This is a genomic window from Polynucleobacter sp. 31A-FELB, from assembly GCF_018882405.1.
In the GTDB taxonomy this organism is placed as follows: domain Bacteria; phylum Pseudomonadota; class Gammaproteobacteria; order Burkholderiales; family Burkholderiaceae; genus Polynucleobacter.
Window position 1 is genome coordinate 45,106 of sequence record NZ_JACVOO010000007.1, and the last position, 26,668, is coordinate 71,773.

Sequence of the window (26,668 nt, forward strand, 5' to 3'; positions counted from 1 at the left end):
GTTCAAATGAAAAAGATGCAATTAGGACTGGCTTTGGCCATCGCAAGCTTTATCGGAATTGTTCAGGCCGTGACATTGCCTGGTCCAGTGGTCAGTGCAGAATGGTTGGCAGCTAACCAATCAGAAGTTCAAATACTTGAAGTTCGCGGTGATGTCGCTAGCTATACGCGTGCCCCTGAATTTGAAGTCGATAAAAAGACTGGAAAGAAATTTTTGGTTGAGGTAGGCGGGCATATTCAGGACTCAACATTATTGGATTTCAAAAAAGTTAGGGCTGACAGAATGATTGATGGGAAGAAGATTAAATATCTCATTCCTGAAAAGGCCGACTTTGAAAAGATTATTCAGTCTGTAGGAGTTAATTCTGATAAACCCATTATTTTGGTTCCCGTTGGTCTTGATATTTCAGATATTGATGAAGCCTTACGCGCCTATTGGCAATTTAAGGTTTACGGCGAGGACAATATTGCTGTATTGGATGGCGGTATGGCTGGCTGGCTTTCTGAAGGCCGCGATTATTCTGTTGCACCACCCCTTAAATCGAATGGAACTTGGCTCGGTAAAGCAGAGCGTAAAGAATTAATTGCCAATTCAGAGCAGGTAGCCCTTGCCTCAAAAACAGGAAAATCCACCTTGATTGATGCTCGTCAGCCTGTTCAGTATTTTGGTCTTAGCAAGCGTGACTATGTAGGGGCTTATGGGCATATCGCTGGAGCGAAAGAGCTTGCACCTGAGTTATTGGCAAAGCCAGCAAAAGGTGCATTGTATTTCTGGGATAAGAATACCTATAACTCCTTATTTGCTGCTAACGGCATTAATCCTAAGGCACCTGCAATTAGCTATTGCAATAGTGGTCACTTAGCTGCTGGTGGTTGGTTTGTGATGTCTGAGTTGATTGGTAATAAATCTACCAAGCTCTATGACGGGTCTCTATATCTTTGGACTTTAGAAGGTCGCCCATTGGTAGGTGTTTCGCTGAACTAACTGCATTGATTTTTTGCTTCACATATAAGTTAAGTAATTTTCCGTAATTTTAAAAAGGATGTTGATATGAAATGCAATGTTGGCGGAATTGACCGCATCTTACGTATTGTCGTTGGGCTCGTATTAATTGGTTTGGCTCTAACTGGAACTACTGGTGCTTGGGCCTGGGTTGGCGTTGTTCCTTTGGCAACCGGATTATTCAAATTCTGTCCAGCCTATCCATTGTTGGGAATCAATACAAGTGGTAGTAGTTGCTCTAAATAATCCCACTCATATTGATGCGCTTGCTTGGATGAAAATCTAGCAAGGGCATTTTTTATTTCTAGAGAAACATTCCAGTCAATAGCAATATTGCATACAAATGCACAGTTAATAGATTGACTTGTATCGCCAATTTCAGCTGAGCCTTTATGTTGGCGCGAGTGCGAAGTATAGAAGCGCAATAAGCAAACCCCGGAACACAGGCCAATGTTATCAAGGTGTATTTTGGTAGTGTTCCATCATAAATACTCATGAATTGAAGCGCGAATCCACTTAACAAAATTAGGATTTGCCAGACCCATATTTGTTTATTTTTGCATTGAACTGCCAAGGTATTCTTCCCAGCCGCTTTATCTGCATTGATGTCGGGTATTTGATTGACCAATAGGATGTTCGATATCATTAATCCAAACGCCAAGCCAACGGGAATTGCTGATACCGCCAATTTAGCAATCTGTAAACTTGCCATACCCACTACAAGGCTGGACCATGCAATCGCAATTGCCAGTTCACCCAAGATGCCTCTAGACATGAGCTGTAAGGGTGGCGCCGAGTATCCCCAAGCCATGCAGATGCCAACTAGTCCAATGGGGAGTAGCTCCCAAGTTGTAACGCTGCAGATATGGAGGCCTGAGATTGCAGCTAGACCCAGCAATACGAGTGCTGATAAGTAAATTTGTCTGGGGCTTAGGATTTGATTCTGTATATATCGACTACCACCTGTATAGGGGGCGATGCGCTCCTCATTATTTTCATCGCTACCATTGCGATGATCACAGTAGTCATTTAGTAGATTTGCACCTGAATGTGCAAGCATCGCTACTATGATTGCCAGGAGGTTAACAATCCATGATGATTTAATTCCAAGACTTGGAAATGACAGACCAATACAGCAGCCCAATAGGGTAATGATTAAGAAGTTTGGCCTTGTTGCCAAAAAGAAATTTTTGATACTGCTCATCAGTAATTTAGAAATCTTATCGTAAGCATTCTAAGGGGCTAAATTAATGATCGATAAATCGTCGTGGATCGTTGATTGGCCTTAGCGGCATGATATGAATTTGATTTCCATCGAGTTCGAGATGCATTAGCGCCCCAGTCTGCATCTGCAATCGGTTAACTTCAGCTGCAGAGGCTTCCCATTCAACAGTATTTTCACTATTTTGTATTCGCAATTGAATGACTGCTATCTGGCCAAGCGCGCTCATCTTCTCAACCAGTGCAGGGACGCTAGTCTGAGTCGGATTGTTATGAACACTCAAGCCGCTCTGAGGAATAACCCAGGCGACACGTGCTTTGGGGGGAATCTTTCCTTTATCTGCAACACTAAAAGCGGTGTTGCACCCATCCCAACTCAAGCTACCAGAGTCAAATACGCCTTGAAACATATTGCTAATACCAACTAATTCCGCAACTCGGGAATTCCTAGGTCTTTCAAATAAAACTCTTGGTGCGGCAGTTTGCAAGCTAATACCCTGATCTATGACGGTAATCCGGTCAGCCAATAAATCGGCCTCACGTAAGTCATGCGTTACCAGGATCATGGGAATATTTAAGTCTGTACGAAGCTGTGCCAATGTCTTATAAAGGCCTTGACGTGTTGGAGCGTCGATTGCTGAAAATGGCTCATCCAGTAGTAAGACTTTAGGTTGTCTAGCCAAAGCCCTGGCGAGGGCAACACGTTGCTGCTGTCCGCCAGATAGTTGGTGTGGCAACCTATCTGCAAGATCAGCTATACCCATGCGATCCAGTAGATCCAAACTGACTTTCTTGCGTTCAGATGTATTGAGACCAGAATTTTGCAAAGGAATTGCCACATTGCCTACTGCGTTGAGATGTGGAAAGAGTGCGTACTGCTGGAATAAGAATCCACATGAGCGTTCCGCAGGCGAAAGCTGCCTTATCTTGCCGCCAAGATCATCAGCCTCAAACCAAGCCTCGCCATTACATTCAATTTTTCCTCTAGATGGCGTATTTAGGCCTGCTATGGTTCTAAGAGCTGTAGTTTTACCGCTGCCGGAGGGGCCAACCAAGGCATGCAAGTCTCCAGGTGCGCATTCCAGACTAATTTGTAGTGGACTAGGTGTGTTTTGGCTAATCTTTACCTTTAGCATTAGCTGATACCTCTGCGACGATTTGGGTTGCGCCCGAATATTCCGTATGAGAGTGCTATGCACACTAAAGATATACCCAAGAGTACGAGCGCTAAAGATCCTGCACCCGAGGTATCAAAGCTCTGTACCTTGTCATATATTGCAATGGAGGCAGTTTTTGTCTCTCCTGGAATTGCACCACCAACCATGAGGACTACGCCGAACTCACCAAGGGTATGAGCGAAGGTAAGGGCGGCAGCACCAGTAATGCCTCGCCAGGATAGCGGCAGCTCAATCAAGCGAAAGATTTGCCAGTTGCTTAGACCACTGACTTGGGCGGCCTCACGAATTTCAGGGTTGATGGCCTCAAATGCCCTTTGAATGGGCTGAATCGCAAATGGGATGTTCACAATCAGTGAGGCAAGAAGGATGCCTGTGAATGAAAATACAAGAGGAAAGCCGAAAATGCTGGTATTTCCAAATGAAACTAGAAAGTAGTAACCCAAAACAGTGGGCGGAAGAACTAGGGGAAGGGCTAGAGCGGCCTCAAGCCATGGACGGCTTTTATTGAGCTTGGTTAGCTTATGGGCAACCCAAACCCCAAATGGGAGCATCAAAGCCATAGTCCAAAAAGCGAGCTTTAAGGACAGCAGAATTGCATCAATATCCATTTTTTTGATTGTATTGCCTTTGCGGACTAGGGTATCCCACTATATAAGTGTTTTGGTCTTGGGTGTCCAATATATGCACGTATACGCATATATTATTTTAAGCTAGTGAATATCAAAGCAAAAGTCAAAAAAGCCACTAAGGATCTTTCTCCAAAAGCGATGGAAAAGGTTTTCGCGCGCGCAGCAGATTATTTCAGCGTGCTTTCTGAACCATCACGTTTGCGCATCATGTATGCAGTGTGTAGCGGTGAAAAGTCTGTTTCTGAAGTTATTGAGTTGTGCGGCTCCAGTCAGGCAAATGTTTCACGTCATCTTGCAGCGCTTCACAAGGCAGGAATATTGCTGAGACGCAAAGAGGGCACGACTGTTTTTTACTCAATCGCTGACAACGCTACTGTAGAGATGTGCCAAACAGTTTGCGCGAAGATGGCCGAAAGTTTGCATTAATTTTTTAAGTATCTATTCATCAAAGTAGAGATCACATGACCAAAAAACAAATAGAGATTAGTGCGCAGGATATCGGTGCTATCGAAAAGCCAGCTAACCAGGCACGCCTTGTTAAGGCACCTGAGCATTTTATTTCCCAAGAGCTTATCGCCGATATCAATGCCAATGGTTTAGATGAGAATCGTCGCGGCTTTTTGCGCAAGGGCTTTATGTCTGCTCTAGGCGGTGCGGCGGCTGGCTTAACAGCACCACTGGCTATGGCTGCAGGCGAGGGTGATCCTGCGATCCTTGAGAAGCAAGAATGGCAAACCACTCTTGGTAAGAATGTGGCAACAATGCCTTATGGCGTGCCATCTATTTATGAGTCCAACTTGATTCGTCGTGAGTCTCCAGGTTTAACGCGTGTGTCTGCGGCTTCGGTTGCCTTCACTCCATTACAGGGTTTATTTGGAACTATTACTCCAAATGGTTTGCACTTTGAGCGCCATCATCAAGGTTGGTACAACCTTAATCCTGAAACCCATCGCTTGATGGTGAATGGTTTGGTGAAAAACCCACGTGTTTTCACCATGAACGATTTAATGCGCCTGCCTTCTGTTTCTCGTACCCACTTTATTGAGTGTGGAGCAAATACTGGATTGGAGTGGGGCAACGTTGCCGTTCCTACGGTTCAGTACACACACGGCATGCTTTCTTGCTGTGAGTTCACCGGTGTTCCATTAAAGGTCTTGCTCGAAGAGTGTGGCGCTGATCTCAAAAAGGGTAAGTTCATGCTTGCCGAAGGTGGCGATGGCTCAGGTATGACTCGTACCATCAATCTTGAGAGTTGCTTGAATGACACCATCGTGGCTTGGGCTATGAATGGTGAGATGTTGCGCCCTGAAAATGGATTCCCATTGCGCCTAGTGGTGCCGGGTGTTCAAGGTGTTAGCTGGGTTAAATGGTTGCGTCGCTTGGAAGTAGGCGATATGCCATGGAATGCAAAAGACGAAGCGGTTCACTATATTGAACTCATGCCTGACGGAACGCATCGTCAATACGCATCAATCCAAGAGTGCAAATCAGTTATTACAACTCCCTCAGGTGGTCAGCAGTTGCTAGATAAAGGTTTCTACAACGTGAGTGGTATGGCTTGGTCAGGCCGCGGAAAAATTACACGTGTAGACGTTTCATTTGATGGCGGAAATAACTGGCGTACTGCTCGCCTAGAGACTCCAGTTCTTACGAAGTCCATTACTCGCTTCAATATTGATTGGGTTTGGGATGGCTCTCCCGCGATTCTCCAGTCCCGTGCGATGGATGACACTGGCTATATTCAACCCTCGATCAAGACACTCCGCAATGTTCGCGGCACTCGATCGATTTATCACAACAATGCAATTCAATCATGGAAATTGGATTCAAACGGCGAGGTGAGCAATGTTCAAGTTGGATAAATTTAGTATTGGCCTAGGCTTTGCGGCGCTCATCACAATCACTGCGCAACAAGCGTTAGCGCAGTCTGGTTCAGTCAAATTCCCTGGTATTGGTAGAACGGCTACTCCTGCGGAAGTTGCCGCTTGGGATATTGATGTTCGCCCCGACTTTAAAGGTTTGCCAAAAGGATCTGGCTCTGTCGAAAAGGGCCAAGTAATTTGGGAGACTAAGTGTGCAAGCTGTCACGGCACATTTGGTGAGTCTAATGAGATCTTCACTCCGATTGCTGGTGGTACTACTAAGGATGATGTCAAAACGGGTAAGGTAGCTTCATTAAAGGATATGAAGCAGCCGCAACGTACAACCCTCATGAAGGTGCCTACGGTATCTACATTATGGGATTACATTTATCGCGCGATGCCATGGAATGCACCAAGATCACTAACACCTGACGATACTTACGCGGTTGTTGCGTTTATTTTGAGTCTAGGCGAGATTGTTCCTGATGATTTTGTGCTGAGCGATAAAAATATTGCCGATGTCAAAATGCCGAATCGTAATGGCATGACCACAAAGCACGGCTTCTGGAATGTAAAGGACAAGCCGGACGTTAATGGAAATGCTTGTATGCATAACTGCGTACCATTTGTCCAAATCGGCTCAACATTGCCTGACTTTGCTCGAAATGCGCATGACAATATTGCAGAGCAAAACCGCATGTATGGCCCATACCGCGGAGCAGATTCAACTAAGCCACCATTAAAAGCATTACCTGGCGCAGCCGGCGAGGGCTTGGCTCATGCCAAGGATACGCATTCAGCCGCTAAAAAAGGTCCTGCTGCTTTATTCCAAAGTGAAAACTGCTCGGCTTGCCACGCTCCTAATGCAAAGTTAGTGGGGCCTTCAATTGCTGAGATTGCAAAGAAATATGAAGGTCAAAGCGGAGCGGTTGATAAGCTGATGGCAAAGGTGAAATCTGGAGGAGCTGGTGTGTGGGGTTCTATTCCAATGCCACCACAAGCCCAGCTTTCGGATGAAGACCGCAAGACTTTAGTAACGTGGGTGCTATCTGGTGGCAAATAAAAATTGCCAACTAAGTAGTAACCACCATGTTTTAATGCAAAATAGGTAATAAATTGATAGAAGTAAAGATTAATAAAGGAGTTTTTATGAATCAGCAGCGTCGTAGTTTATTGAAGTATTCAGCAGTATTTGGCTTGATGGCTTCAGCAGGTCTCATTAGCACCGCACAAGCTCAAGAGTGGAACAAAGCCGCTTTTGAGGGCAAAGGTATTGATGATGTATTTAAGATCTTGGGCGCTGGTAGTCCAGAGAAATCATCTGCAGTGACTTTGAACGCTCCAGATATCGCTGAAAACGGCGCAGTTGTTCCTGTTGGAATTACTTCCACACTGAAGGCTGAACAAATGGCCATCTTGGTTGAAAAGAACCCAAGTTCATTGGCAGCTCAATTCTTCATCCCGGCTGGCACTGATTCATTTGTAACAACCCGTATCAAAATGGGTCAAACATCCAATGTATACGGCTTGGTAAAAGCTGATGGCAAGTGGTTAATGACTGTTAAAGAAGTCAAGGTAACCCTTGGTGGTTGCGGCGGTTAATACCGAAGCAAGTAGATAAATACGATTCACTTATATATAGATTAAAAGAGGAACCAAAATGGCTGATCCAATGCGCGTAAGAGCTGCTGAAAATGGCGGTACTGTAGATGTAAAAATTTTGATGAAACATGATATGGAATCTGGCCAGCGCAAAGACGCTTCAGGCAAAACTATTCCAGCATGGTTTATCAGCACAATCAATGTAAAAGCTAATGGCAAAGATGTGTTTAACGGTCAATTTGGTCCAGCGGTTTCTAAGGATCCATTCTTGAACTTTAAATACAAGGGCGCTAAAGGTGACAAGATTGTTGTAACTTGGAACGATAGCAAGGGTGACAAGCGTACTGATGAAGCAACTGCTTCTTAATTGCTTTTTGCTTTAATAAATCATCACCGCCTCCGTGGTTCTGAAAGGGTAGGAAATGCAGCGTAAATTGACCTTAGGGTTAGCTACTGGTTTAGTGGCAACTTTATTAACAATGACATCTTCGGTGTCAGCACAAAAAAGTGCTACAGACGATATTGCCAAATATCGAGAGATGATTGCTGATGGTAACCCTTCAGAGCTCTACGAGGCGGCTGGCGAAAATTTATGGAAGAAACCAGCGGGCCCTAAAAATGCCACGCTTGAAAAATGTAATTTAGGCTTAGGCCCAGGCGTAGTTAAAGGCGCTGCAGCACAACTACCGCGCTACTTTAAAGATACCAACAAGGTTCAGGATCTTGAATCCCGCTTGATGACCTGTATGCAAGTTTTACAAGGTCGCGATCCGCAAGAGATGATTGATGCACCATTCCAAAAGGGTCCAAAGAAGGACATGGAGGCAATTGTTGCTTACGTTGTAACCCAGTCTAAGGGTGACAAGATCAAGGTAAGCACTGCCCATCCAAAAGAAAAAGAAATGTATGACCTCGGCAAGCGTGCCTTTTTCTTCCAGGGCGGACCGATGGACTTCTCATGCGCATCTTGCCACTCCGAAAATGGAAAGCGTATTCGTTTGCAAGATTTACCAAATATCACGGAACAAAAGGGTGCTGCTTTAGGTTGGGGTTACTGGCCTGCATACCGTGTTTCTAGCGGTCAGTTTTGGACAATGCAGCAACGTTTAAATGATTGCTATCGTCAACAACGTTTCCCTTTCCCAATCTATGGCTCTGATGTCACCATGGCTTTGTCAATGTATATGGCAAAGAACGCTAATGGCGGCACAGTTGAAACACCTGGCTTGAAGCGTTAATAGATAAGAGACGACGAAAATGAAAATGACACACTTAAAACAACTCTTAGCTATTTCTGGATTTATTTTTGCTGCTGGCTTGGTGCAGACACCTGCTCTTGCTCAGCAAAAAAATGACCCTAAATTCAATAAGATGATGCAAGACAGCTTTAGGGCTCAAGGCATTGCCGGTTTGGATCGTATTGATCAAGATGCGACACAGAAATTCTGTTCAGATCCTCAATTTGCTAATAGCAAGCAGGGCGAGGCTATGCGTGAAAAAATTCAGAAAATGAATATGGACACGATTCAACAGCCGTCAGATGGCAAGTACATCGGTGACTGGAAGAATGGCGAAAAAATTGCCCAAAGCGGTCGCGGCGCAACCTGGTCTGATAAGGCTGATACTGTGATCGGTGGAGGCTGCTATAACTGTCACCAAATCGATCCAAAAGAAATCTCCTATGGAACGATTGGCCCTTCATTATCCGGTTACGGAAAAATGCGTGGCTACTCACCTGAGGTCATTACTTACACTTGGAACCGCATTAATAATGCAAAGGCTTACAACGCATGCAGCAATATGCCGCGTATCGCCCACTTCAAACTCTTAAATGAGAAACAAATTCAGGATGTCATGGCTTTATTACTTGACCCAGAATCACCTGTAAATAAATAACAGATCTAAACAGGCCGAAAGGCCTGTTTTCTTAAGGAAATACTATGTCTTTAAACCGTCGTGAGTTTTTACAAGCGCTAGCTATCGCATCCGCTGGTGGCATGAGTTTGCAATCCAATTTTGCTAGCGCACAAACTACTGCGCAAAAATTTTATGACTTGCCGAAATTCGGTAATGTCCACTTTCTGCATTTCACGGATTGCCATGCGCAACTCCTGCCAATCTATTTCCGCGAACCTAACGTTAACTTGGGTATTGGCGCGCAAGAAGGTAAGACGCCGCACTTGGTTGGCGAGTACTTCCTCAAGGCTAACGGTATTGCTGCAGGCACACGTGATGCGCATGCATTCACTTATTTAGATTATGTGGCTGCAGCACAGAATTACGGCAAGATGGGCGGCTTCGCCCATATGGCAACCTTAATTAAGCAAATTAAATCCAGCCGTCCAGGCGCATTGCTATTAGATGGTGGTGATACTTGGCAGGGCTCCGGTACAGCGCTTTGGACTAATGGCCAGGACATGGTTGATGCAGCCTTGCTGTTGGGTGTTGATGTCATGACTCCTCACTGGGAGATGACTCTTGGTGAGAAGCGCGTAATGGAAATCGTCAATGGCGATTTTAAGGGCAAGGTTTCTTTTGTTGCCCAAAATATTAAGACCGCAGACTTTGGTGATTCTGTATTTAATCCCTACGTAATGAAAGTGCAAAACGGGATTCAAGTGGCCATCATTGGTCAAGCATTCCCGTACACGCCAATTGCCAACCCACGTTACTTCACTCCTGACTGGACATTTGGTATTCAGGAAGAGAATCTTCAAAAGACAATTAATGAAGTGAAGGCCAAGGGGGCAAAGGTTGTCGTATTGCTTTCGCATAACGGTATGGACGTTGATTTGAAGATGGCATCACGTGTAAGTGGTCTTGATGCAATCATGGGTGGACATACGCATGACGGCGTACCAATTCCAGTCAAGGTGAAGAATTCAGGTGGCGTTACTTTGGTTACCAATGCAGGCTCAAATAGCAAGTTCTTGGGCGTGCTGGATTTTGATGTGAAGGGTGGCAAGCCAGTAGATTTCCGCTACAAACTCTTCCCAATCTTCTCCAATATGATTCCGGCTGATCCGGCTATGAATAAGTTGATCGCTAAAGTTCGCGCTCCATACGAGACAAAGTTGAATGAGAAGTTAGCTACTACAGATGGTCTTTTGTATCGTCGCGGCAACTTCAATGGCAGCTTCGACCAGTTAATTTTGGACGGACTGATGGCTCAAAAGAACGCAGAAATTTCATTCTCTCCAGGCTTCCGCTGGGGCACAAGCTTATTGCCAGGTCAGGCCATCACCCGTGAGAATCTATTGGATCAAACTGCAATTACCTATCCATACACCACAGTTACGAATATGACTGGTGAGACTATCAAGACTATTCTTGAGGACGTTGCTGATAACTTGTTTAACCCTGATCCGTATTACCAGCAGGGCGGCGATATGGTTCGTGTTGGTGGTATGCAATACACCATCGACCCGGCAGCCTCTGCAGGAAAACGCATTAGCGATATGCGTTTAAATGGCAAGGATATTGACCCAAGCAAGACTTATAAAGTTGCTGGTTGGGCGCCGGTTAGTGAAGAGGCTAGAAATGCTGGTGGTGAGCCGATCTGGGATGTAATCGAGCGTCATTTGCGCGATGTGAAGGTTGTGAAGGCTGTGAAGCTAAACGAGCCAATCATCAAAGGCGTAAAAAATAACCCTGGAATGGTTTCCCTCTAATACCTATTAATCAGAGATACATAATGAAAAAATTACTTCAGTGCCTCGCAGCCTCTTTTGCATTTTTTGCTTTAGCTGCTCATGCTGCTGGTCCCACTGAAGTGGTTTATCACATTGATGATGCGGAGACTCAGGGCATTAAAGGCCTGCGTAATATCCGCAATCATTTGGATGTATCTCCACAAACCAAGATCATTGTTGTTACCCATGCCAATGGGGTAGATATCATGATGGAAGGTGCAAAAGATAAGAAGAATGGGATTGAATATGCACCCCTAGTTGGCGCATTGAAGTCACGGGGAGTGCGTTTCGAGGTCTGCGAGATTACCTTAAAGAATCGTAATCTTAAGAAGGATCAATTTATTCTCGATACTGACTTCACACCATCTGGGGTTGTTCGCGTTGCCGACCTTCAGTACCAAAATCATTTCGCTTACATAAAGCCTTAATTTTTAGCTGTGATGGCCATTCAGATGCGATCGCTTCTCCTAGGCGCCTTCTCGTTTTTCCTTTTTTTAACCACGGCTTTTGCCGCGGATGATTTAATTCTTAAGCCTATCCAGGTAGCGCCACACACTTATTTCGTGCAAGGCCTTGCTGAAATGGGTAACAGCAAGAATCAGAATTTCATTTCCAATGCAGGATTTGTTATTACGCCTAAGGGCGTAGTAGTTGTTGATGCATTAGGTTCGCCGGTTCTCGCAAAAAAACTTATTACTGAAATCAAAAAGATCACACCTCAGAAAGTAGTTGCAGTCATTGTGACTCACTACCATGCCGATCACGTCTATGGCCTGCAAGAGTTTAAAAATATTGGCGCAAAGATTTATGCGCAAGGCGAGGGTAGAAATTACCTTTCCTCCGAAACCGCCAAGCAACGACTCATTGCTTCACGAGTTGATTTCGCCCCCTGGGTGAATGCCTCGACTAAGCTGATGGGTGCTGATGTATGGATAGATCAAAGTTATACGCTGACAGTCGGCGGAATTGAATTCAAGATCGGGAGGGTTGGCCCTGCTCATGCTCCTGAAGACTTGATTATTTACGTCCCCTCCGAGAAAGTCCTTTTTGCGGGAGATTTAGTATTCCGGGGCCGCATTCCTTTTGTGGGCAATGCGGATAGTAGGGGGTGGTTGCATGCTTTGGATGAAATTCAAGCATTGAATCCCAGCATTGTCATTCCAGGTCATGGCGCCTATTCAAGCAATCCAGCTGAAGATATCCTTTTTACCAGGGAGTATTTGAAGTATTTACGTGAATCCATGACCAAATCGGCTGTAAATATGGATCCTTTCGAGGAGGCCTACCAGCAGGCTGATTGGTCAGAATACGAAGGAATGCCCTTATTTAGGGCTGCAAACCGCATGAATGCCTATAACGTTTACCTCTCAATTCAGGCGGAATAGGGCAGATTTGTCGTCTGGGCTTTAAAATAGTCGTTTACTTCGCTAAATGACTGATTTCAAATGAAATTACCACTGATAAAGCTCGGCATTGCCATTTTTGCATCCCTTGGACTGCATTTATCTGCCTTCGCAACGCCAGATCTGGCAAATGGCAAAAAAATTGATCAGCAGAAATGCTACGCTTGCCATGCCAAGAAATCTGGTTTTGGTAATGGCGACATGATCTACACGCGTAGCGATAGCAAGGTTAAAAATCTCCAGAATTTAAAGTCGATGGTTGCAATGTGCAATACAGAGCTCCGTCTCGATCTTTTCCCTGAGGATGAGGCTGATGTCACAGCCTTTCTCAATAAACAGTTTTATAAATTTAAATAATTTCAGTAAAGAATTTTCATTATGGATGCGGTAGATATTTCCTCGCTTAGCAAATCCGTTTTGCTTGCTACCTTTGCAATTACTTTTTTGCTTGGTGCGGTTATGCAGAAAACTGGGTTTTGCAGCATGGGTGCAGTGTCAGATATTTTTATTATGTCTAGCTGGGGTCGCTTGAAGCAATGGTTCTTGGCCATTGGAGTTGCTATTGTTGGTTTTGCTCTGATGTCTTATGTTGGCTTGATTGATCCATTAAAAAGTATGTATACCGGTAGCAAGTTTTTATGGCTATCTACCATTGTGGGTAGCACTCTATTTGGTTTTGGTATGGTGCTTTCCTCTGGGTGCGGAAGCAAAACTCTAGTTCGCATTGGCGGCGGTAATCTGAAGTCCATTGTTGTGTTTATGGTTCTTGGGCTTTCCGCCTACATGACTATGAAGGGCTTTCTTGGCGTCATTCGCATCAATACATTGGATTCTGTTTTCGTAGCACTTAATACGCCACAAGATTTGCCAAGTATTTTGAGTCCAATCACTGGCATTGCTCGAGCTAACTTACATTTAGCTCTTGGGTTAATAATTGGTTTTGCTTTTATTGCATACGCTTTAGCAAGCAAGGCCTTTTGGACGGCAGAAAATTTGTTTGCAGGCATATTTGTTGGTCTCGCCATTTGTGCCGTATGGTGGGTATCCGGGAACCTGGGTTATGTTGCCGAGGATCCAAATACCCTAGCAGAGGTCTTCTTAGTCACCAACTCTGGTCGAATGGAGAGTCTTTCTTTCGTTGCGCCTTATGCCTACTCCTTGGATTGGCTAATGATGTACAGCGATACTTCCAAGGTCATCACCGTTGGTATTGCCGCAGTGATTGGGATGATTTTAGGTTCAGCATGTATTTCTATATTTACTAAGTCTTTTCGCTGGGAGAGCTTTCGTAATACAGAAGACACTGCCAATCACTTGATTGGAGCTACGCTGATGGGCTTTGGCGGCGTGACAGCACTCGGTTGCACCGTAGGCCAGGGCTTGAGTGGTATCTCTACGTTAGCGATCGGCTCAATACTTGCCTTACCAGGATTTATCTTTGGCGCATATTTGGCTCTACGTTATCTGGAGTCACGCAATGCTCCCAATCCCTGCAGTTAACCCTTTTATATTAAGAAAAATCAGATGCAGATAGATTGGTTGGCTTTTACACCTGGCCCCGCATTTCTCGGTGGAATGCTATTGGGTATTGCTGCGGCCTTATATGTGATTCTGCATGGTCGCATCCTTGGGATCAGCGGAATCGTTTCTGGTCTGCTTACGCCTAAAGAGGGCGATGTTAATTGGCGCTTAAGTCTTATATTAGGTTTACTAAGCGCACCGTTTTGGGCAAGCTTGTTGCTTGACCTGCACACCACAACAGTAATTGATGCGGATTGGCTTGCCATCATCATTGCTGGATTTCTAGTAGGCTTTGGTGCCCACTATGGCTCGGGCTGTACTAGCGGACATGGTGTTTGTGGTTTATCCCGTTTATCACCAAGATCTTTAGTGGCCACCATGTCTTTCATGGGCGCTGGATTTATCACAGTGTTTGTCATTCGTCATGTGTTAGGTCTATAAATCATGAGAAGACATTTCAATTTCTATAGCCAGTATTTGATTGGCGTTTTATTTGGTATCGGCCTGATTATTTCCGGCATGAGTAATCCCCAAAAGATTCTCAATTTTCTTGATCTTGCTGGTAACTGGGATCCATCTTTAATGTTTGTGATGGCCGGCGCAATTCTGGTTGGCTTAGGCGGCTTTTATTTGGTCTCTAAGCGTACAGAAGCTTTTTTTGGTGGCGTTCTCCATATCCCCACCAGAAGAGATATTTCTAAGCCTCTCGTCATTGGTAGTCTGATTTTTGGTGCAGGGTGGGGTATCGCTGGATTTTGTCCTGGCCCCGCAATTGTTGCCTTGGGAGCTGGTCACATCAAGGCTCTAGTATTCATATTGGCGATGCTGGCTGGCATGGCTATTTGCAACCGCTTCTTTACGGGTCATAAAAAGTAAGTCTGATTTAGAATCTAAGTTATTAGTTTTTAAATACTTTTTTACTTTTTGAGGTCTAAATGAGTCTTCCTATTGCTTGCCATACCGATCAATTCGGTACGCTCGGTCAAATCGACCCAAGCCACTTAGCTGAGATCGTTAAACAGGGTTACAAAAGCGTAATCAATAATCGCCCTGATTTTGAAGGTGGCCCCGATCAACCTACTAATGCACAAATTCAGGCCCAAGCTGAAGCGCTAGGCTTGAACTACGCTTATTTGCCAGTAATACCTGGTGCATTTACACAAGATCAAGTTGTTGAGATGGCGCGTTTGTTAAAAACAATGCCTGGCCCCATTTTGGCCTTTTGCCGCTCAGGTGCCCGCTCTACTAATTTGTATCAAATGGCTCTACAAGTTCGTTAATCTTTCATTAAGCACTTATGCGCATTGAGATCCCAGAAGAGAAAAAGTTTGTTCATCAAATGAACATGCCAATTCGTTGGGGTGACATGGACGCATTTGGTCACGTCAATAATACGGTGTACTTTCGTTACATGGAGCAGGCTAGGGTGGAGTGGATCACTTCTCTTGGTTATAGCGTTGCCCCTGGCGATGAATCCATGTTGATGATGAATGGTTTTTGTAATTTTCATCAACAGCTTTCTTATCCCGGCGAGCTGATACTAAAGACGTATATCGGCAATATTGGACGGTCAAGCTTAGATGTCTTCACAACTATGGCTTTAAGCACTGAACCCGATTCGTTGGCCGCGGTTGGCGGGGCTACGATGGTCTGGGTGAATCTGAAGACTGGTAAATCAACGCCTTGGCCAGATCACGTGATCAATAAGCTGCGCTAGGACATTATTTGCAACCTAGCAATCCACATATTCTCAGCATTGAAAAATTAGCATCTTCTTTAAATGAGTTTGATGCCATTATTGATGTTCGCTCACCAGCTGAATTTGCTTTAGATCATATTCCTGGCGCCATTAATCTGCCTGTATTGAATAATGAAGAGCGTATAGAGATCGGCACTCTTTACAAGCAAGTATCGCCATTTGCGGCAAAGAAATTAGGCGCAGCCTATGTCTCTCGCAATATTGCTAATCATTTAGAAAATTCATTGATCGATTTTCCGAGAGAGTGGCGTCCTCTGATTTACTGCTGGCGTGGTGGTGAACGCAGTGGTGCCTTTACCCATATTCTCAATCGCATCGGCTGGAAGGCCATGCAACTACAAAGCGGCTACCAAGGTTTTCGTCGTGTTGTGATTGATGGGCTCGATCAGGCTGCTAAAGATTTTTCTTTTCAAGTAATTGCCGGAATGACTGGCAGCGGCAAGACTCGCATCCTTCAGGAGATTGGCTTAATTGGGCAGCAAATACTGGATCTTGAGGGTTTGGCTATTCACCGCGGCTCAGTTCTTGGTAATGAACCAAACATTGAGCAGCCTTCACAAAAAGGTTTTGAAACTAACTTGTGGAATGCTTTGAATAAATTAGACTCCAGCAAGATTGTCTTTGTTGAGTCTGAAAGTAAAAAGGTGGGAGGCTTACATATTCCGGATCCATTAATGGAGCGGATTCGTGAAGGTCAATGCATAGAACTTCGCTCAAGTACCGCTACGCGAGTTTCATGGCTTCTGCGTGAGTACCGTCATTTTTTATCTAATCCCGATAGCTTTAAGCAAAAACTTGGCTTGTTAACATCGCGTTATGGCAAGGTTCAAATTACCAAATGGCATGAGGCAATTGATGCGGGGGATTTTGAGAGTTTGGTTGAAGAGTTATTGGTGATGCATTACGACCCATCGTACCAATCTTCAATCGTTCGTAACTTTCCGAGCTATCGCGAAGATCACTTCGTACAACTTGAAAATGATAGTGATGAAGCTTTTGCAAAAACTGCAAAAGACCTCATCACCAAACTTGCCCTTTAACTAAAAGCCTGAATTCCAGTTTGTGCACGACCCAAAATGAGGGCGTGAATATCATGCGTACCTTCATAGGTATTAACGACTTCCAGATTGAGCATATGACGCACTACGCCATATTCATCTGAGATACCGTTCCCGCCATGCATGTCTCTAGCCATGCGAGCTACATCCAAAGATTTTCCGCAGGAGTTACGCTTCATCATAGAGGTAATTTCTGGCGCGGCGATTCCTTCGTCTTTCATACGGCCTAAACGTAGGCAGCCTTGAAGAGCTAGCGTGATTTCAGTTTGCATATCAGCAAGCTTTTTCTGGATTAGCTGATTAGCGGCGAGAGGGCGATTAAACTGTTTGCGATCCATTGTGTACTGACGTGCGGCATACCAGCACCACTCAGCAGCGCCAAGCGAACCCCAGGCAATGCCATAACGTGCTGAGTTCAGGCAAGTGAATGGACCTTTGAGGCCAGTAATTTCTGGGAACTCATTTTCTGCTGGGACAAACACTTCATCCATCACGATTTCGCCAGTAATGGAGGCGCGTAGACCCATCTTTCCGCTGATCTTGGGTGCAGATAGACCCTTCATGCCTTTTTCTAGGATGAAGCCTCTTATCAAGCCTTCATCATTTTTAGCCCATACAACAAATACGTCTGCAATTGGGGAGTTGGAGATCCACATCTTGGAGCCCGTGAGCGAGAAGCCGCCTGGAACCTTTTTCGCTCTGGTGATCATTCCACCCGCATCTGAACCAAAGTTGGGTTCGGTCAAACCGAAACAACCAATCCATTCACCGGTAGCTAACTTTGGGAGGTATTTCTGTTTCTGAGCTTCGCTACCAAATTCATTGATAGGCACCATGACTAAGGACGACTGCACACTCATCATCGAGCGGTAACCAGAATCCACGCGCTCAATTTCACGTGCGATTAATCCGTAAGAAACGTAATTGAGGTTTGCGCCACCGTATTGCTCAGGAATAGTGATTCCCAAAAGACCCAACTCACCCATTTCTCGGAAGATTGCAGGGTCAGTTGTTTCGTTGCGATAAGCATCATGAATGCGCGGCATGAGACGGCCTTGAGCATACTCAGCGGCAGCATCGCGTACCATGCGCTCATCTTCGGTTAATTGAGTGTCGAGGAGTAGGGGGTCTGCCCAGTTAAAACTAGCTTTACTCATGATTCTTAGTCGTCCTATCTTGGTTTTTGGTATGCACCCTGTGAATTTTCAGGAATGCAGATATTCTTATTTCTATTATCCATTTTTCTAGACTTATGGACGCACCAAGACGTCACCATCGTTATTACGACCTGATATTGACAGCCTTTGTCGTAGTCCTGCTGTGCTCCAACTTTATCGGCGCCGGTAAGGCTGCATCTTTAGAGCTTCCATATTTTGGCAATGTGACCTTTGGGGCTGGGATTCTCTTTTTCCCGATTGCCTATTTCTTTGGCGACATTTTGACCGAAGTGTATGGCTATGCCTATGATCGCCGAGCGGTTTGGGCTGGTTTTGCGGCTCTTGCATTTGCCGCCATCATGGCTCAACTCGTCATTGCCTTGCCTGTAGCGCCTGGATCCTATATGGCTAATTACCAACAGGGCATGGAAACAGTATTTGGTAACTCGTGGCGAGTTGCCCTTGCCTCCATGATTGCGTTCTGGTGCGGTAGTTTTGTTAATAGCTACACCTTGGCCAAAATGAAAATTCTGACCCAAGGCCGCTACCTTTGGATGCGTACGATCGGGTCTACAGCCAGCGGGGAACTCGTGGATTCATCCTTGTTCTATATGCTGGCTTTTTACGGGCTCTGGCCACTTAATGAGGTCTTGGCTGTCGCAGCCTCTCAATATGTCCTCAAGACCGCCTGGGAGGTTCTAGCGACCCCTTTAACGTACTGGGTAGTGGGTTTTCTGAAGCGCAGGGAAAATCAGGATCACTATGACGTTCATACCGATTTCACGCCATTTAAGCTAAAAGTCTAATTTACGGCTTTTTTGGGCTTAAGCCGTTAAAATAACGGTCTTTGATGCAAAACCTGCATCCGCACCCTCGTATTTGACCTATCAGAAAGTAAGAACACATCCGTGCTGTCAGCATCTAATATCACTATGCAGTTTGGGGCAAAACCCCTGTTTGAAAACATCTCCGTTAAGTTTGGCGGCGGTAATCGCTATGGCCTGATTGGCGCTAACGGTTGCGGTAAATCCACGTTCATGAAGATTTTGGGTGGGGAGCTCGAGCCAACCAGCGGAAACGTGAGCTTGGATCCCGGTATTCGCTTGGGTAAATTGCGTCAAGATCAGTTTGCGTATGAAGATGTGCGCGTACTTGATGTGGTGATGATGGGTCACGAAGAAATGTGGAAGGCAGCGGCTGAGCGCGATGCTATCTACGCCAATGCAGATGCGACCGATGAAGACTATATGAAGGCTGCTGAGCTCGAAGGTAAATATGCCGAATATGGTGGCTATACCGCAGAGGCAAAAGCAGGGGAGTTGTTGCTAGGTATTGGTATTCCAATTGAGCAACACAATGGCCCAATGAGCGCCGTAGCCCCAGGCTGGAAGTTGCGCGTATTGTTAGCGCAAGCCTTGTTCTCTGATCCAGATGTGCTGCTATTGGATGAGCCAACCAATAACTTGGATATTCACTCTATTCATTGGCTTGAAGATATTCTGAATCAAATTAAGAGCACGATTGTCATCATCTCCCATGATCGCCACTTCCTCAATGAAGTGTGTACTCATATGGCTGACATGGACTTTGGAACACTGAAGGTCTATCCCGGAAATTATGATTCATACATGCTGGCATCCGTTCAAGCAAGAACACAGCAACTCAGCAACAACGTTAAAGCTAAAGAAAAAATTGCTGAATTAGCGGCTTTCGTAGCCCGATTCTCTGCAAATGCATCCAAGGCGCGTCAGGCTACTTCACGTCAAAAGCAGTTAGAGAAAATTGAGATTGTTGAAGTCAAACCTTCTTCGCGCCAGAACCCATTTATTCGTTTTGATTCTGAAAAGAAGTTGCACAACATGGCTGTTGAGTGCAACGCACTAACTAAAGCCTATGACCGCACCATCTTCAAAAACTTTAAGCTAGGCGTTCGTGCCGGTGAAAAGATTGCCATCATTGGTCAAAATGGCGCAGGTAAGACAACGCTATTAAAAACCATCTTGAGCAAACGCTTTGATGGAATCGCCGCTGATAGTGGTGATGTCAAGTGGGCAGAAAACGCCTCTGTGGGCGTGATGCCTCAGGACAATACAGAGATGTTCGCTAAAGACGAATTGCTCATGGATTGGATGAATAACTGGCGCAATACAGGCGACGATGATCAAGTGATTCGTGGCACATTAGGACGCTTGCTATTCTCAGGTGATGATATTGGCAAGTCCGTCAAAGTTTTATCTGGTGGCGAGAAGGGCAGAATGATTTGGGGCAAATTGATGCTTCAAAAATATAACGTTCTTGCAATGGATGAGCCAACCAACCACATGGATATGGAATCGATTGAGAGCTTGCAGATCGCTCTTGAGAAATACGAAGGCACTTTAATTTTCGTATCCCATGACCGCGAGTTTGTTTCTGCTTTAGCTAATCGCATCCTCGAAGTGAAGATGGATGGAACAATTGCTGACTACTCCGGAACTTATGAAGAGTATTTACGTAGCCAAGCTTTAGCTGGCTAAGTATTTTCTTTGGCTTGACGCTGGAATCGCATTGCAGTGCCATCGGCACGAATGCGTTTCCAGACTGAATCCTTTTCTTCCTGACTAAAAAATACCCAATTGCTGACCTCGCCTAGAGTGCGACCACAGCCCTGACAGATTTCGTCATACAGAGTTGTACAAACTCCAATGCAGGGTGAGTCAGAGGCATCGTCACCAACCGCTAAGGAATTGGCTCCTGCTTGCTCCGGTGAGTTGTTGGATAAAGTCATGGCAGTACTTTAGACGATTTCAGGGGAATGTGTTGCTCAAGCTCATCAACATACGCTGCCATACCCTCATGTTCACGCTCTAAGAAGCGCTTCACAGCATTGGAGAAGCCGGGATCTTCAATCCAATGGGCGGATTGTAGGGTGGTGGGTAAAAATCCTCTGGCCATCTTGTGCTCACCCTGAGCGCCACCTTCAAATATCTCAATACCTTCTTTGATGCAATATTCAATTGCCTGGTAATAAGCCAATTCAAAATGTAGACATGGAATATGCTCAATAGCGCCCCAGTAGCGACCATATGCTTTTGAAGTCAGGCGATCGACTACAAGTAATGATGATGCAATAGGTTTGCCATTCTGAGAAGCAATGATGAGATGGAAATTCTGAGGCATGCTGCTACCTAGCAATTGAATGCATTCTTCCGTCAAGTAAGGTGAAGAGCGATGCTCGATATAGGTGTTTTCATAGCAGCGATAGAAGAAGGCCCAATCATCAGGTGTTGCAATCGATCCGGGAGCATGGCGATAGCTAATTTTATGATTCTCTACAGCAGCACGTTCTCGCCGAATATTCTTACGGCGCTTCATTGTTAAGTCGGCAAGAAATTGCTCAAAATCTTGGTACCCAGCGTTATGCCAATGGAACTGTACAGAATCACGCAGCATGAATCCTTGCCTCTTGAGTTCGTCGAGTTCGCTAGCCTCTGGGAAAAGAACATGTGCAGAGGAGAGCGCATTTTGCTTTACTAGCGTTTTCAAGCCCGAGGCTAGGACCTCTTGAATGGCGCTTTTATCTGCATTTGCTGACACAAGAAGTCTTGGTCCGCGAACGGGTGTAAATGGAATTGCAGATAGCGCCTTTGGGTAATAAGACATGCCGTTCTGTTCATAAGCCTGAGCCCATGCCCAATCAAAAACAAATTCACCATAGGAATGTTGCTTGAGATAGAGGGGCATTGCCCCAAGAAGTCTTGAGTTTGAGTCCTCAACTAAGAGGTGGGCTACTTGCCAGCCGGTATTGCCACCTACGCATGCAGTAAGCTCTAGAGCATATAGGAATTCATACTTTAGGAATGGTCCAGCATCAGGCGAAAGTAATGCATTCCAGTCGGCCTCAGCAATTTCTGAAAGGCTTTGAATTACCCGAAGTTGGATGGCATCTTGTTTCAACTGAAAAAAGAAAATCAGTCCTGAATTATCTCAATCTTGTAACCATCTGGATCAGTAACGAATGCGATGATGGTGTCACCACCCATTACTGGACCCGCTTCCCGAGTCACATTGCCACCTGAGGCCTTGATCTTCTCGCAAGCAGCATAAGCATCAGGAACACTGATTGCAATGTGACCATAAGCAGTGCCCAAGTCATAGCTATCAACACCATGGTTATAGGTCAGCTCAATTTCAGATTGCCCATCTGCATTTCCTTTGCCGAAGCCTACAAACGCCAAAGAATATTTCTGCTCTGGACGCTCGGTTGTGCGTAGGAGGTTCATGCCTAAAACTTTGGTATAGAAATCAATCGAGCGAGTCATATTGCCGACTCTAAGCATGGTGTGTAGGATTATCATGGTTCAAATATAAAGGTAAATGTAGTTTCTCGTTGGGCATGAAAAAACCCAGGGGGAAGCCTGGGTTTGTGGACTTAAGGCAGTCTTGCTTTACTGAATCTTTGCCTTAGCGCGGAGCTTTTGCATTAATTCAGAGAATTTAGCTTTTTGCCAATTTTGGTCCGCAGTGATCATTTGCTTTAGCTGGTCTTTAATTTCTTCCATGCTAGGCGCTTTCACATCGCGTACATCATCCAATTTAATAATGTGCCAGCCGTATTGAGTCTTGACTGGCTTGTCAGTAACTTGACCTTTTTTGAGCTGGACCATCGCTTTGGAAAATTCAGGCACGAGTGCTTTGTCGCTTACCCAGCCAAGATCGCCACCATTAGGAGCGGAACCTGGATCTTTTGACTTCTCCTTGGCAATTTGCTCAAAGTTACCGCCAGCTTTAATTTGCGCTGTTATTGCTTTCGCATCAGCTTCTTTTTCAACCAGAATATGCTCTACGTGATATTCCTTGCCGGTGTACTGGCTCTTGACTTGTTCGTATGCAGCTTTCAGCTCAGCCTCTGCAACACCTTCTTTTTCAACGTAGTCTTCAAATACTGCCGCAATCAAAATACCCATTTTGGATTGCTCAAGCTGTTCACGAACTGACTCTTTTTGCGTCACGCCTCGATTATTGGCCTCTTGCAAAATGAGCTCACGCGTGACGAGCATTTCTCTTGCCTGATCTCGCACTTGAGGATTATCAGGTTGATTCGATTTTTGCACCAATTTATCGAGTTGTGCTTTAGGAATGGCTTTGCCATTAACGATGGCAGCATTTTGCGCATAAACAGCTGTTGAGAGAAGGGCAGCGCTAAATGCGCTGATAGTCAAAATTTGGCGTGTATTCAACATGTGTTGGGAAATAGATATGTGTAAAGGAGAAATCTTAATGCAATCTGGGGCTAATTGGTGCTTTCACTAGGTGTGAATGCCAAGATAGTAAGGGCATGGATGGCGGCAGGGAAGTGCTTGTTTAAGGCGGCATAGATGGCTCTATGGCGAGCTACCTTGCTCATTCCCTCGAATTCTGGGGTTACGATGGTGAGCTTGAAGTGTCCACCGCCAGAAGCCGCTCCAGCATGGCCTGCATGGAGATGGCTCTCATCTTCAATATTCAGCTGGGTTAACTGAAAGGCCGACTTTAGATCTGACTCAAACAAGGCAATTCGATCTTGATTGACACTCATTCTGCAGGGTGCTCCATATGGCGACTGAGCCAGACCCCTTGAAGGATGACGAAAATTACTAGTAAACCTGTGCTGCCAAATAGCTTGAAGTTGACCCAGGTTTCCTCTGAATATTCAAAGGCGATATAGAGATTGAGGGCACCCATAAAAAAGAAGAATGTTGCCCAAGCCATATTTACTTGATGCCAAACAGATTTGGAACTGTGCTCCTTGAGGGTAATCTGCTTACCCATCAACACTTGAATCCAATTCTTTTGAAAGAACTGCGCGCTAATAAATAGGGCGCCAGCGAATAACCAGTAAAGAGCAGTTGGCTTCAGTTGAATAAAGGTTTTGTCATGCAAGAAGATTGTTAGGCTACCAAAAACCAGAATCATGACAAGACTGACCCATTGCATTGCATCTATTTTGCGATGGCGGTAGTACACCCACAAAATTTGACCGATGGTAGCGACCATAGCTACGATAGTTGCGGTATAGATATCGCCGAATTTAAAGGCAATAAAAAAGAGAATGATAGGGAAGAGGTCGAATAGAAATTTCATGCAGTGATTATCCAGCTATTTGAAAATTATTTTGCTTTATTGGGGGCGGCGTTCTCAGAAGGCTCAAATTTCAAGGACGCCGAATTAATGCAGTAGCGTAGCCCCGTTGGCTGTGGGCCATCATCAAAAACATGTCCCAAGTGCGCATCACATTCAGTGCAGCGCACTTCGGTGCGAATCATGCCATGTGAACTATCCCGAATTTCAGTAATTGCCGCGTTGTTTTCTGGTGCGTTATAGCTTGGCCAGCCGCAACCTGCATCAAATTTAGTGGAAGATTGAAATAATGGCGTGTCACAGCAGATACAGCGATATTGACCGGTAGTCCAGTGATCCCAAAACTCGCCGGTAAAAGGCCTTTCGGTTGCCGCCTCTCGCGTTACGCGATATTGAATATCGCTTAGTGAGTTTTTATATTCTTGATCTGTTTTTTTAGTCATAGTGGTGAAAGTATTTAGTTATGAGGAGCAGCTAACTGCAGTGGCTTGCATATCGACAGGCGGCGGCTTTGAGTAATGCTCAAATGCTTCTTGTTCATCAAACGGATGCATGAGTATCTGTTGCAATGTTTGAACTTCAGAAAAATCATCCTGCTGGGCTTTTTCAATAGCAGCTTGAGCCAAATAATTACGTAGGATATATTTAGGGTTGACTTGATTCATCAAGCCTTTTCTTTCTGCATCACTCAAAGACTCAGATTGCAGTCTATTAATGTAGTCAGTAAACCATTGATCGATGCTCTCACGATCAACAAACTCATTTCTCTGGATGAACTCTGCCGGCCTGGAATCTTTCTTTAGATTGCTGAGCCTCCGAAAGAAATTAGTGAAATCTACCTTTGAGTCATGCATCGCTTGCAGAAGACGCTCAATTAATGAAGTGTCAGTATCTTCCACTGACTGTAAGCCTAATTTAGAGCGAAATAGCTGTTGCCACTCTTTTGCATAAATGACTGGAAATTCTTCGAGCGCGGAGCGGAGAAAGTCTTGAGATTCTTCTGCGGAATGCTCGAGCTCTAGCAATGGGAGCATTGCGCTAGCAAGGCAGGCCATATTCCAATGCATGATTTGAGGTTGGCGATGATAAGCGTATCGACCACCATGATCGCTATGGTTGCAGATATGGTCAATTTCAAAGTGATCTAAGAAGCCAAAAGGCCCATAGTCGATAGTAAGCCCTAGGGCGCTAATATTGTCACTGTTTAAAACTCCATGACAAAATCCAACAGATTGCCACTGAGCAACCAATTTTGCATTGCGAGCACTAATCTCTTTGAATAGATCTAGATAAGGTTCTTTGCTGGCAAGGCACTCTGGATAGAATTCAGAAATCAGCAAATCAGCCAATTCTTTCAGACGCACAATATTTTGTAATGATGCAAAGTGCTCAAAGTGCCCAACCCGAATAAAGCTTGGGGCAATACGAGAGCAGACTGCTGCGGTTTCCATAGTTTCTCGCCTAACGGCTTGCTTCGACCCCACCAATGCAAGAGCTCGACTGGTAGGAATTCCAAGAGCATGCATTGCTTCACTACATAAGAACTCGCGAATAGAGGATCTCAAAACTGCTCTGCCATCACCCATTCTGGAATAGTGAGTTCTACCGGCACCTTTTAATTGGAGCTCGAGATTATTGATGTCTCCAAGCAAGATGGCGCGACCATCACCCAGCTGTCCTGCCCAAGAGCCAAACTGATGGCCACTATAGACTGTAGAAATTGGGTTTGAAAATACCAACCCTCCAGCATTGAGTTGATTTCCTGCCAGTACATCTAGCCACTCAGGGTTTTTGGGAAAGTTATCTGCCCCAAGTTCTATCCCAATTAGCTTAGCGACAGAAGGCGAAAATGCCACCCAATAGGGATTCGGTAGTGGAGTAGGTGGGGTAGGCTGACAGACATCATCGCCACGAAGATTAAAAGGCATATTTTGTATTCTATGGGTAATTCACAAGCGTCGCAGAAGCCTCTAAAATGACCCTATGACAAATAAAGTACAACTGAATGCGGCAACTCAGCTTGCCAATCTGGGTGAAGAGCTCAATGTTCCCTTTTTAAAACTCCTTGGTGTGCGTCTGATTAGCGCCGAGATGGGTAAAGGCGAAATACTCCTAGCCCTTAAGCCTGAGCACACCAATACTTGGGACGTCGCCCATGGCGGCGTATTGCTTACTCTGATGGACGTTGCTATGGCCGTGGCTGCCCGTTCCAGTGATCCTGGCGATCGCAGCGTTGTAACTGTGGAGATGAAGAATAATTTTATGCAGGCTGCCAATGGCATCCTGAGGGTAAAAGCAGATACTGTTCGACGTACAGCTACGATGGCCTTTTGTGAGGCTAAGCTCTATAACGATCAAGGTGAAATCTGCTGTATGGCAACAGGTACATTCCAGTTTCTAAAACGACTGGCTACTAAAGATGCAAATGGCGAGCGAGTAGTAAACGAAGACTCGCGTCAGAAGTAAAAATTTAACCGTATTGATT

The 26,668-nt window shown here is 45.1% G+C and carries 34 protein-coding genes; 22 read left to right on the plus strand and 12 right to left on the minus strand.

What is annotated here, in order from left to right; translation table 11 throughout:
• The first annotated feature begins 6 nt into the window (after nt 1-6).
• Both ICN30_RS05960 and ICN30_RS05965 read left to right on the plus strand, forming a co-directional pair.
• The gene (locus tag ICN30_RS05960) at nt 7-984 is read left to right on the plus strand and encodes a sulfurtransferase (RefSeq protein ID WP_216274011.1); all 978 of its coding nucleotides are present in this window, start codon (nt 7-9) and stop codon (nt 982-984) included.
• 66 nt (nt 985-1,050) lie between these two features.
• Nucleotides 1,051-1,248, plus strand: coding sequence for a DUF2892 domain-containing protein (locus tag ICN30_RS05965; RefSeq protein ID WP_216274013.1), 198 nt, complete (start codon nt 1,051-1,053; stop codon nt 1,246-1,248).
• A 58-nt stretch (nt 1,249-1,306) separates the two neighbouring features.
• Here ICN30_RS05965 and ICN30_RS05970 read toward each other — a convergent pair whose 3' ends face one another.
• From ICN30_RS05970 to modB, 3 genes are read right to left on the minus strand one after another with little or no spacing between them, the layout of a single operon-like run.
• On the minus strand, nt 1,307-2,206 hold the full coding sequence (locus ICN30_RS05970) for a prenyltransferase (protein WP_216274015.1): 900 nt from the start codon (nt 2,204-2,206) through the stop codon (nt 1,307-1,309).
• Nucleotides 2,207-2,249: 43 nt separating this feature from the next.
• A complete protein-coding gene (locus tag ICN30_RS05975; protein ID WP_216274017.1) occupies nt 2,250-3,359 on the minus strand; it encodes an ABC transporter ATP-binding protein in 1,110 nt (369 codons plus the stop codon).
• The gene (gene modB, locus ICN30_RS05980; protein ID WP_216274019.1) at nt 3,359-4,009 is read right to left on the minus strand and encodes a molybdate ABC transporter permease subunit; all 651 of its coding nucleotides are present in this window, start codon (nt 4,007-4,009) and stop codon (nt 3,359-3,361) included. Before modB ends, ICN30_RS05975 begins: the two co-directional genes overlap by 1 nt.
• Nucleotides 4,010-4,114: 105 nt before the next feature.
• Here modB and ICN30_RS05985 point away from each other — a divergent pair, with 105 nt between their 5' ends.
• The 17 genes from ICN30_RS05985 (at nt 4,115) to mnmH (ending at nt 16,909) form a co-directional block, all read left to right on the plus strand.
• Entirely contained in the window at nt 4,115-4,456 is a 342-nt protein-coding gene (locus ICN30_RS05985; RefSeq protein WP_216274021.1) for a metalloregulator ArsR/SmtB family transcription factor, read from the plus strand.
• Between the two features lie 80 nt (nt 4,457-4,536).
• A complete protein-coding gene (gene soxC, locus ICN30_RS05990) occupies nt 4,537-5,892 on the plus strand; it encodes a sulfite dehydrogenase (RefSeq protein ID WP_370625610.1) in 1,356 nt (451 codons plus the stop codon).
• Complete coding sequence (locus ICN30_RS05995; RefSeq protein WP_216274024.1) at nt 5,876-6,955, plus strand: c-type cytochrome; 1,080 nt, start codon at nt 5,876-5,878, stop codon at nt 6,953-6,955. Before soxC ends, ICN30_RS05995 begins: the two co-directional genes overlap by 17 nt.
• An 86-nt stretch (nt 6,956-7,041) precedes the next feature.
• Nucleotides 7,042-7,494, plus strand: coding sequence for a thiosulfate oxidation carrier protein SoxY (gene soxY / locus ICN30_RS06000; RefSeq protein WP_216274026.1), 453 nt, complete (start codon nt 7,042-7,044; stop codon nt 7,492-7,494).
• Between the two features lie 58 nt (nt 7,495-7,552).
• Nucleotides 7,553-7,861: a thiosulfate oxidation carrier complex protein SoxZ gene (soxZ, locus tag ICN30_RS06005; protein ID WP_015421154.1), complete on the plus strand. Its 309-nt coding sequence runs from the start codon at nt 7,553-7,555 to the stop codon at nt 7,859-7,861.
• Nucleotides 7,862-7,916: 55 nt separating this feature from the next.
• Entirely contained in the window at nt 7,917-8,732 is an 816-nt protein-coding gene (soxA, locus tag ICN30_RS06010) for a sulfur oxidation c-type cytochrome SoxA (RefSeq protein WP_216274028.1), read from the plus strand.
• A gap of 19 nt (nt 8,733-8,751) precedes the next feature.
• Nucleotides 8,752-9,390, plus strand: a complete 639-nt coding sequence (gene soxX / locus ICN30_RS06015; protein ID WP_216133307.1) for a sulfur oxidation c-type cytochrome SoxX — start codon at nt 8,752-8,754, stop codon at nt 9,388-9,390.
• A gap of 44 nt (nt 9,391-9,434) precedes the next feature.
• The gene (gene soxB, locus ICN30_RS06020) at nt 9,435-11,165 is read left to right on the plus strand and encodes a thiosulfohydrolase SoxB (protein WP_216274030.1); all 1,731 of its coding nucleotides are present in this window, start codon (nt 9,435-9,437) and stop codon (nt 11,163-11,165) included.
• Nucleotides 11,166-11,188: 23 nt separating this feature from the next.
• Nucleotides 11,189-11,614, plus strand: coding sequence for a DsrE family protein (locus tag ICN30_RS06025; protein ID WP_216274032.1), 426 nt, complete (start codon nt 11,189-11,191; stop codon nt 11,612-11,614).
• 24 nt (nt 11,615-11,638) lie between these two features.
• Nucleotides 11,639-12,571, plus strand: a complete 933-nt coding sequence (locus tag ICN30_RS06030; protein ID WP_255533131.1) for an MBL fold metallo-hydrolase — start codon at nt 11,639-11,641, stop codon at nt 12,569-12,571.
• A 60-nt stretch (nt 12,572-12,631) separates the two neighbouring features.
• Nucleotides 12,632-12,946, plus strand: a complete 315-nt coding sequence (locus ICN30_RS06035; RefSeq protein WP_255533132.1) for a hypothetical protein — start codon at nt 12,632-12,634, stop codon at nt 12,944-12,946.
• 21 nt (nt 12,947-12,967) lie between these two features.
• The gene (locus ICN30_RS06040; RefSeq protein ID WP_216274036.1) at nt 12,968-14,089 is read left to right on the plus strand and encodes a YeeE/YedE family protein; all 1,122 of its coding nucleotides are present in this window, start codon (nt 12,968-12,970) and stop codon (nt 14,087-14,089) included.
• A gap of 24 nt (nt 14,090-14,113) precedes the next feature.
• The gene (locus ICN30_RS06045; protein WP_216274038.1) at nt 14,114-14,551 is read left to right on the plus strand and encodes a YeeE/YedE family protein; all 438 of its coding nucleotides are present in this window, start codon (nt 14,114-14,116) and stop codon (nt 14,549-14,551) included.
• Between the two features lie 3 nt (nt 14,552-14,554).
• Entirely contained in the window at nt 14,555-14,986 is a 432-nt protein-coding gene (locus tag ICN30_RS06050; protein ID WP_216274040.1) for a DUF6691 family protein, read from the plus strand.
• Nucleotides 14,987-15,045: 59 nt separating this feature from the next.
• The gene (locus ICN30_RS06055) at nt 15,046-15,390 is read left to right on the plus strand and encodes a TIGR01244 family sulfur transferase (protein ID WP_216133300.1); all 345 of its coding nucleotides are present in this window, start codon (nt 15,046-15,048) and stop codon (nt 15,388-15,390) included.
• Nucleotides 15,391-15,407: 17 nt separating this feature from the next.
• Nucleotides 15,408-15,827 (plus strand): thioesterase family protein, encoded by a 420-nt coding sequence (locus ICN30_RS06060; RefSeq protein ID WP_216274043.1) that lies wholly within the window; start codon nt 15,408-15,410, stop codon nt 15,825-15,827.
• An 8-nt stretch (nt 15,828-15,835) separates the two neighbouring features.
• Nucleotides 15,836-16,909: a tRNA 2-selenouridine(34) synthase MnmH gene (gene mnmH, locus ICN30_RS06065; RefSeq protein ID WP_216274045.1), complete on the plus strand. Its 1,074-nt coding sequence runs from the start codon at nt 15,836-15,838 to the stop codon at nt 16,907-16,909.
• Here mnmH and ICN30_RS06070 read toward each other — a convergent pair.
• Nucleotides 16,906-18,084, minus strand: coding sequence for an acyl-CoA dehydrogenase (locus ICN30_RS06070; RefSeq protein WP_216274047.1), 1,179 nt, complete (start codon nt 18,082-18,084; stop codon nt 16,906-16,908). The genes mnmH and ICN30_RS06070 overlap by 4 nt on opposite strands.
• 95 nt (nt 18,085-18,179) lie before the next feature.
• Here ICN30_RS06070 and ICN30_RS06075 point away from each other — a divergent pair, with 95 nt between their 5' ends.
• Nucleotides 18,180-18,890, plus strand: a complete 711-nt coding sequence (locus ICN30_RS06075; RefSeq protein WP_216274049.1) for a queuosine precursor transporter — start codon at nt 18,180-18,182, stop codon at nt 18,888-18,890.
• Nucleotides 18,891-18,992: 102 nt separating this feature from the next.
• A complete protein-coding gene (locus tag ICN30_RS06080) occupies nt 18,993-20,600 on the plus strand; it encodes an ABC-F family ATPase (protein WP_216181338.1) in 1,608 nt (535 codons plus the stop codon).
• On the opposite strand, the gene ICN30_RS06085 is transcribed toward ICN30_RS06080, so the two are convergent.
• The 8 genes from ICN30_RS06085 to ICN30_RS06120 all read right to left on the minus strand — a co-directional run bounded on the left by ICN30_RS06085 (nt 20,597) and on the right by ICN30_RS06120 (nt 26,111).
• Nucleotides 20,597-20,851 (minus strand): DUF1289 domain-containing protein, encoded by a 255-nt coding sequence (locus tag ICN30_RS06085; protein WP_216274051.1) that lies wholly within the window; start codon nt 20,849-20,851, stop codon nt 20,597-20,599. The genes ICN30_RS06080 and ICN30_RS06085 overlap by 4 nt on opposite strands.
• Nucleotides 20,848-22,020, minus strand: a complete 1,173-nt coding sequence (locus tag ICN30_RS06090) for a GNAT family N-acetyltransferase (RefSeq protein ID WP_216863404.1) — start codon at nt 22,018-22,020, stop codon at nt 20,848-20,850. Before ICN30_RS06090 ends, ICN30_RS06085 begins: the two co-directional genes overlap by 4 nt.
• 14 nt (nt 22,021-22,034) lie before the next feature.
• Complete coding sequence (gene gloA / locus ICN30_RS06095) at nt 22,035-22,421, minus strand: lactoylglutathione lyase (protein ID WP_216274053.1); 387 nt, start codon at nt 22,419-22,421, stop codon at nt 22,035-22,037.
• 90 nt (nt 22,422-22,511) lie between these two features.
• Nucleotides 22,512-23,306: a peptidylprolyl isomerase gene (locus ICN30_RS06100; protein WP_216274055.1), complete on the minus strand. Its 795-nt coding sequence runs from the start codon at nt 23,304-23,306 to the stop codon at nt 22,512-22,514.
• A 50-nt stretch (nt 23,307-23,356) separates the two neighbouring features.
• A complete protein-coding gene (locus ICN30_RS06105; protein ID WP_216274058.1) occupies nt 23,357-23,641 on the minus strand; it encodes a BolA family transcriptional regulator in 285 nt (94 codons plus the stop codon).
• On the minus strand, nt 23,638-24,186 hold the full coding sequence (locus tag ICN30_RS06110; protein ID WP_216229055.1) for a septation protein A: 549 nt from the start codon (nt 24,184-24,186) through the stop codon (nt 23,638-23,640). The genes ICN30_RS06105 and ICN30_RS06110 overlap by 4 nt, the downstream gene beginning before the upstream one ends.
• 26 nt (nt 24,187-24,212) lie before the next feature.
• Nucleotides 24,213-24,626, minus strand: a complete 414-nt coding sequence (gene msrB / locus ICN30_RS06115; protein ID WP_216274060.1) for a peptide-methionine (R)-S-oxide reductase MsrB — start codon at nt 24,624-24,626, stop codon at nt 24,213-24,215.
• Nucleotides 24,627-24,644: 18 nt separating this feature from the next.
• The gene (locus tag ICN30_RS06120) at nt 24,645-26,111 is read right to left on the minus strand and encodes a YdiU family protein (RefSeq protein WP_216274062.1); all 1,467 of its coding nucleotides are present in this window, start codon (nt 26,109-26,111) and stop codon (nt 24,645-24,647) included.
• Nucleotides 26,112-26,166: 55 nt separating this feature from the next.
• Here ICN30_RS06120 and ICN30_RS06125 point away from each other — a divergent pair, with 55 nt between their 5' ends.
• Nucleotides 26,167-26,649: a PaaI family thioesterase gene (locus ICN30_RS06125; protein WP_216181357.1), complete on the plus strand. Its 483-nt coding sequence runs from the start codon at nt 26,167-26,169 to the stop codon at nt 26,647-26,649.
• Nucleotides 26,650-26,668 lie beyond the last annotated feature (19 nt).